This window comes from Thermoanaerobaculia bacterium, from assembly GCA_018057705.1.
Classification (GTDB): Bacteria; Acidobacteriota; Thermoanaerobaculia; order Multivoradales; family JAGPDF01; genus JAGPDF01.
Genome location: JAGPDF010000141.1, coordinates 1 through 5,998, shown reverse-complemented (window position 1 = coordinate 5,998; position 5,998 = coordinate 1). Strand labels below are relative to the sequence as shown.

The following is a 5,998-nucleotide window of genomic DNA, read 5'->3' as shown; positions in this document are numbered from 1 at the left end:
CCGCCGAAGCCGAAGCGCATCGCCGACTGCACCTGATTCTGGAACTGCGCGTTGCCGCGCGAGGCGAAACGCTCGAAGAGCGCCGCGGCGAGCACGAACGCCGGCACGCCGAGATCGTTGGCCGCGGCGACCGTCCAGCGGCCCTCGCCGGAGTCGGAAACGCGGCCGCTGAAGCGCTCGAGCTTCGGGTCGCCGGCGAGCGCCTGCGCCGTCAAATCGAGCAGCCACGACGGGATGACACTGCCGCGGCGCCAGAGCTCGGCAATCGCCGGCAAGTCGAAGTCGTAGCGGTAGTGCTCGGGATGAGAGAGCGGCGTGGTTTCGGCGTCGACCTCGTGCGTGCCGGCACCCAGGTTGGCCTGCGCCAGGATGTTGAAGCCCTCGGCATAGGCCGCCATCAGGCCGTACTCGATGCCGTTGTGGATCATCTTGACGAAGTGGCCGGCGCCGCTCGGGCCGCAGTGCAGGTAGCCCTCGCTGGCCGTGTCGGCGGCTCCTTCGCGCCCCGGCGTCGTGGGGATCTCGCCCTTTCCCGGCGCGAGGGCGCGGAAGACCGGGTCGAGCCGGCGCACGATCTCCGCCTCGCCGCCGATCATCAGGCAGTAGCCGCGCTCGAGACCCCAGACGCCGCCGGAGGTCCCCATGTCGACGTAGTGCAGTCCCGCACCGCGTAGGCGCGCAGCGCGCGCAATGTCGTCCTGGAAGTGCGAGTTGCCGCCGTCGATGACGGTGTCGCCGGCGGCGAGGAGAGGCACCAGCGCGTCGAGGCTCGAGTCGACGAAGGCCGCCGGCACCATGAGGCAGAGATGGCGCGGCATCGCCAGGGCCTCGACGAATTCGGCGAGCGACGCGCTGCCCGTCGCCCCCTCGGCGACCAGCGCCGCGACGGCCAGCGGCGCGCGGTCGTAGACCACGCAGTCGTGTCCGGCCCTCTGCAGCCGGCGCACCATGCCGGCGCCCATACGTCCGAGTCCGATCATTCCGAATTGCATGCCCGCTCCCTTCGCCGAGGATGAACCTTATCCCGGCGGGCCTCAGGCGGAGCGGCGCTGGCGACCGCCCGCAAGACTCCGGTGGAGGAATGCAAGTTAGGATCGCCCCGTGAAGCCGGAGATCCTGGTGGCGGCGCCAGAGGAGCTGGCGGCGGCTTTCGTCGACCGTCTCGAGCGCCAGGCTGCGGCGGCAATCGCAGAGCGCGGGCGCTTCTCTCTGGCGCTCACCGGCGGCTCCGCCGCGACAGCGCTCCTCCCGCGACTCGTCTGCGCCGCCATCGACTGGCGGCGCACCGACGTCTTCTGGGGCGACGAACGGGCAGTCCCGGCGACCGACCCTGAGTCGAACTTCGCCCTCGCGCAGCGCCTCTTGCTCGGACCTGCCCAGGTGCCGGTGGCAAATCTCCACCGCCTGCCGGCCGACCTCCCCGATCTCGAAGCCGCGGGAGTCGCCGGCGAGACGGAGATGCTCGGTTGCCTCGGCGACCCGCCGCGCTTCGACGTACTCTGGCTCGGGGTGGGAACGGACGGGCACGTCGCGTCGCTCTTTCCCGGTCATCCTCTGCTCCACGAGCGCCGCCGCTTCGTCGCGGCCGTGGTCGATTCGCCGAAGCCGCCTCCCAGGCGCCTCACCCTGACGCTCCCGGCGATCGCTGCGGCGCGCTGCCTCGTCGTCACGGCGCTGGGGGAGTCCAAGGCGGCGGCCGTCGGCGCGGCGCTCGGCGAGGCCGGTTCCGGACTGCCGCTGGCCTTGGCGCTCGCCGCGGCCGACCAGGCCTGGCTGCTGCTCGATCCGGACGCGGCGCTGCAGTTGCCGCCCGGCCATTCGGATGCCGGGCTGCAGGCAGCTGCCGCGCGGCGGTCGAGTCGTCGATCTCGGCGCTACTTCGGCGGGTGATTGCGCACGCAAAAGTATGGCCCTATAGTCATGGTATGGCCACCACTACCGTGAAATCGACCTACTCGCTGGACGTCGCGACGGTTCGCGCTCTCGAGGAGATCGCCGCGAGCTGGGGGGTGTCCAAGTCCGAGGCGTTGCGGCGGGCGATCGGCGCGGCTCGGCGAGAGTCGACCGGCGGAGCGCCGACGGCGCTCGACGCCCTGGACGCCCTGCAGCGAGCGCTCGACTGGAAGGGCCCGGCGGCGGATCGCTGGGCCAAGGCAGTCCGCGCCGAGCGTCGGGCGGCCTCCCGCCGGAGCGAGTCCAGGTGATCTTTCTCGATACGAGCTTTCTCATCCGAGGGCTCGTGCGCGACTCCGCCGAGGATCGCGCCTTGCGGAAGTGGCTGAGGCGCTCCGAGGTCCTGGGGATGAGCGCCGTTGCCTGGACGGAGTTGCTGTGCGGTCCGATCGACGACACTCAACACGAGTTCGCGGCGGGCGTCGTGTCGCTGCGTGTTGCTTTCACGGAGGAGGATGCCGTGCTCGCCGCGCGCCTGTTCAACGAGACCGGACGAAGGCGCGGCTCGCTCATCGACTGCATGATCGCGGCGACCGCGCTGCGGGCCCGCGAACCTCTCGCGACCTCGAACGCGGCCGATTTTCGGCGCTTCGCGACCTACGGACTCGCCGTCCTCGAAGCCTGAGTCCGCCCTCCCGCCGGCGAGATTCTGGCCCGCTGACGCCGGTGAGCTATGCCGGCGTCGCCCGGCGCACGACGCGGAGGGTGATCTACCGGTCCACCGTCTACGTCGCGACGCTGCCTCCGGCGTGCACGATCGTCGTCGTCGAAGGAACCACCCTGCACATGTGCGGGAGCACCTACTACCAGCCCTACGGCACCCAGTACGTCGTCGTGACCGTCAAGTAGAAAGAACCGGTGTCAGGATCCGGCTTTCCCGGCATCCTGGCGCTCGCCTTTTACCGCGGCCGAAATCGGTAACTGTCACCCGTTTCCTACCAGTTGCTTCAGGAAGGCGAAAGAAAGGGCCGGCGCATCGAAAGATGCCGCCGGCCCTTGGCCTTTCGACCTCTCCGGATCGCGCTCTAGGGGAAGCTCAGCGACCAGAGACTGGTGTTGCCGCTCTCGAAGCCGTCCACGAAGATCACGGCGCTGGCGCCCTCGATGCAGAGCTCGAGGCTCCAGCTCTGGAGTTGGCCGGTGTCGATCGAGGCGTTGTCGGTGATGGTCAGTGTCCAGACTCCGGTGCTCGACTCGCTGGCGAAGCCCGACAGCGGGTTCGATGGCCGGTAGGTGCCGCCGCCGACCGGCGGGCAGGGCCAGGCCCCCGGTGCCGCCTGATCGTCGAGATTGAGATTGAAATTCTCGGCGGTGCCGCAGGCTCGCGCCATGACCACCACATTGGTGAGCGCCGGGCTCCGGAGAGAGAACTCGATGTCGCCCATGAAGGTATGCGTTCCCACCAGGTTCTTCACGTTGACGTCGACCAGGGTGCCGCCGCTCGCGGGGAGGATGGTGAGCGTCGAGACCGCCGATGCGTTGTCCGGAATCGTCTGGGGCACGTTCGTGCTGGCGAAGGTGGCGCAGCTGATGATCACGGTGGTGAAAGAGAACGGTGTCGAAGTCGCCTCGCCGCAGACGTTCGTCGCCGTCACGCGCCAGAAGTACTGCGTCGAGGGGTCGAGCGCCGTGCCCAGCTGATGGCTGGTGCCCGGCAGGCCCGGCGCCGAATAGACGATGTTGGTGAAGCCGGCGTCGGTGGCGACCTCGAGGTCGTAGCCCATGGCTTCGGGCGCCGCGGCCCAGGTGAGCGTCGGCTGGAGCGAGACGCCGGTGGCACCGTTGGCCGGAGTCGTGTTCACGGGCGCGCCAGGGTTCGCCATGGCGAGGTTCAAGGTGACCTGGGTGGTGCGCACGGTCGGCGGAGCGTCGCCTCCCGTGCCGGTCACGTCGATGTCGTAGCTGCCGGTCGAAGATCCGGCGACGCCGTTGACCGTGAAGGCACTGACGAAGTCCGGCAGGGAGCCGTCGTTCGTGAAGCTCGCGGTGGTGCCCGGGGGCAGGCCGGTCGCCCCTAGATCGACGGTGAAGCTCCAGCCGCCGACCGAGGAGACGGCGATCGAGTACACCGGGTCCGGATCGCTCGCGACACAGACGTCGAGCGCCGCCGGCGTCGGAGCGAGCGCGAATCCGAAGAGACACTCCTCGATGACGAAGGAGGTGACCCGCGTGCCCCAGCTTCCGCCGGGCATGTACTCGTTCGTGTACCAGAAGGTGCAGTCGTCTGCCGGGTCGACGCCCATGGCCGCATAGTCGCCCCAGCGACCGGTGCCGGTCTGGGCCTGGACACCGGCGACGACGGGGACCTCCGGCGACATGGTGCCGGCGGTGTCGGTGGCCAGGCGGCCCGTCACTCCGATGCTGGGGAAGACGTTCGGCACGGCGGTGTCGGTCTTGCTGTAGCCGAGCGCGATGTTGCCGGCGCCGTCCATGGCGATGCCGCCCATGAAGAAGTTGGCGGTGGCCGAATTGGTGTCGCCGCCGAAGGTTCCCTCCTGGAAGAGCGTCCACGGGTTGCCGATGCCGCCCACGCGCCGGAGCTCGAACCACCGCAGACCGGCTTCGACGGCGGTGCCGCTCGTCGCGGCATTGCGGTTGGTGGCGAAGGTGCCGACCAGCACCTCATGGCTGCCGAAGTTGCGGTAGCTCAGCCGGTTCAGGATCGCCTCGCGGATCGGGTCGAGCCGGGTCGAAGTGCCGGGCTGGGGGACCGAGAAGAAGGTCGTGTAGTTGACCATCCAGGAATTGAAGTCGGCGATGGTGATCGCCGGCAACGTCGTCACCGTCGTGTTGGCGGGAGTGACCCAGTCGACGTCCATCTCGTACATCTGGAGGAGGTCCGTGGCCGGGACGGGCGAGCCGTGCGCCTCACCATCGAAATGGCGCATGAAGATGCCGGGCGCTCCTCCGGGCGGTGTGCTGGCGCCGTCGTGGTCGACCGGCGTCAGGGTCTGGAAACCGTAGCCGGAGACCGGCGGCACCGCCGTCAGGCGCTGCATGGTGGCCGGAGCGCCGGTCAGCATGTTGGCGCGATGGAAGGCGTAGGTCGTCTGGTTGCCGCCGCTGCCGGCCTCGTTGGTCGAACCGTAGTAGGCGTCCGACCAGACGCCGAAGTGCGGATAGTCCGGAAAGTCGGGCGGGTCGAAGGAGTAGAAGTAGTAGGCGCCCGTCGGGTCGGAGGTCTGCGAGACATAGATGCAGAGGAGCCCCGCGCCGGTGAATTCCTGCAGGAACCAACGGTCGGCGAGCTGATCGTAGAGCACGATCGGATCGCCGGCATTGTCCGTGGCGCATCCACCGCCCGGTGCGAGCGACGAGAGGTCGATCGGATAGCCGGGCAGAAGGACGCCGTTCTTGTCGAAGATGGCGATGCGCGTGGCGTTGACGGCCTGAACATAGTGCGACGGACCGACGTCGCCGACGGTGTCGGGAGGCGTCGCGCCGGTGAAGGCCGTGCCGGCGACGTTGACGTCGAGCACGATGGTGGCGGCGGAGGGCGAGCGTCCGAGCTCGAGCAGGGGATCGGCGAGGCCCTCCCCGAAGGCAACGGGCTCGGCGCCGGGAACCGGATAGAAGCGGCGCGGCACTTCGCGGATCGGGTCGCCCGGCTGCCAGGCCTCGACACCGACCAGGTCGGACATCGGCCGCGTCAGAAAGGGCGTCACCGGACCGTAGGATTCGGCGCCGCGGGCGAGGACCTGCCGCTGCGAAGAATTCGCGGAAATGTCGGCGGCTGCCGGACTCGCGAGCAGCGGGAAGACGAGGAGACAGAACAGCAGGCAGCAGGCTGCTGAAGTTCCCAAGCGCGACTTCATGAGTTTCTCTCCTGTTAGGGCAGGTCGTTCGGAGAATGCCGGGGGTGGCCTTTCAGGACCCGTATCGAACCCTGCCGGCTCCTGAGTTGCGCCCAGCTCACGCTGGCGCCGGGCTCGATCCGGCCAAGTTTTGCGGGTTCCTGATGTCGAAAGTACTCGATCGTAATGGAGAAATCAACCGTGATTTCGCCGGAGGTCGCGACCTCCACGGCAGGCTCGACGGACGGGGG

7 protein-coding genes are annotated in these 5,998 nt (G+C 68.9%); 5 read left to right on the top strand and 2 right to left on the bottom strand.

Going from position 1 to position 5,998, the window contains the following annotated elements; translation table 11 throughout:
• A partial coding sequence (gene gnd, locus KBI44_21115) for a decarboxylating 6-phosphogluconate dehydrogenase (protein ID MBP9146986.1) occupies positions 1-992 on the bottom strand: 992 nt, incomplete at its 3' end.
• Positions 993-1,101: 109 nt separating this feature from the next.
• Here gnd and pgl point away from each other — a divergent pair.
• The 4 genes from pgl to KBI44_21095 are packed head-to-tail and all read left to right on the top strand — an operon-like array spanning position 1,102 to position 2,802.
• The gene (gene pgl, locus KBI44_21110; protein ID MBP9146985.1) at positions 1,102-1,890 is read left to right on the top strand and encodes a 6-phosphogluconolactonase; all 789 of its coding nucleotides are present in this window, start codon (positions 1,102-1,104) and stop codon (positions 1,888-1,890) included.
• 35 nt (positions 1,891-1,925) lie between these two features.
• The gene (locus KBI44_21105; protein MBP9146984.1) at positions 1,926-2,204 is read left to right on the top strand and encodes a ribbon-helix-helix protein, CopG family; all 279 of its coding nucleotides are present in this window, start codon (positions 1,926-1,928) and stop codon (positions 2,202-2,204) included.
• Entirely contained in the window at positions 2,201-2,578 is a 378-nt protein-coding gene (locus KBI44_21100) for a PIN domain-containing protein (protein MBP9146983.1), read from the top strand. The genes KBI44_21105 and KBI44_21100 overlap by 4 nt, the downstream gene beginning before the upstream one ends.
• Before the next feature lie 41 nt (positions 2,579-2,619).
• Positions 2,620-2,802: a hypothetical protein gene (locus KBI44_21095; protein ID MBP9146982.1), complete on the top strand. Its 183-nt coding sequence runs from the start codon at positions 2,620-2,622 to the stop codon at positions 2,800-2,802.
• Positions 2,803-2,978: 176 nt separating this feature from the next.
• Here the strand turns inward: KBI44_21095 and KBI44_21090 are convergent, their stop codons facing one another.
• On the bottom strand, positions 2,979-5,768 hold the full coding sequence (locus KBI44_21090; protein ID MBP9146981.1) for a proprotein convertase P-domain-containing protein: 2,790 nt from the start codon (positions 5,766-5,768) through the stop codon (positions 2,979-2,981).
• Positions 5,769-5,812: 44 nt separating this feature from the next.
• Between KBI44_21090 and KBI44_21085 the strand changes: the two genes are divergently transcribed.
• Positions 5,813-5,998: hypothetical protein (locus tag KBI44_21085; protein MBP9146980.1), on the top strand; the 186-nt coding region annotated here is incomplete at its 3' end.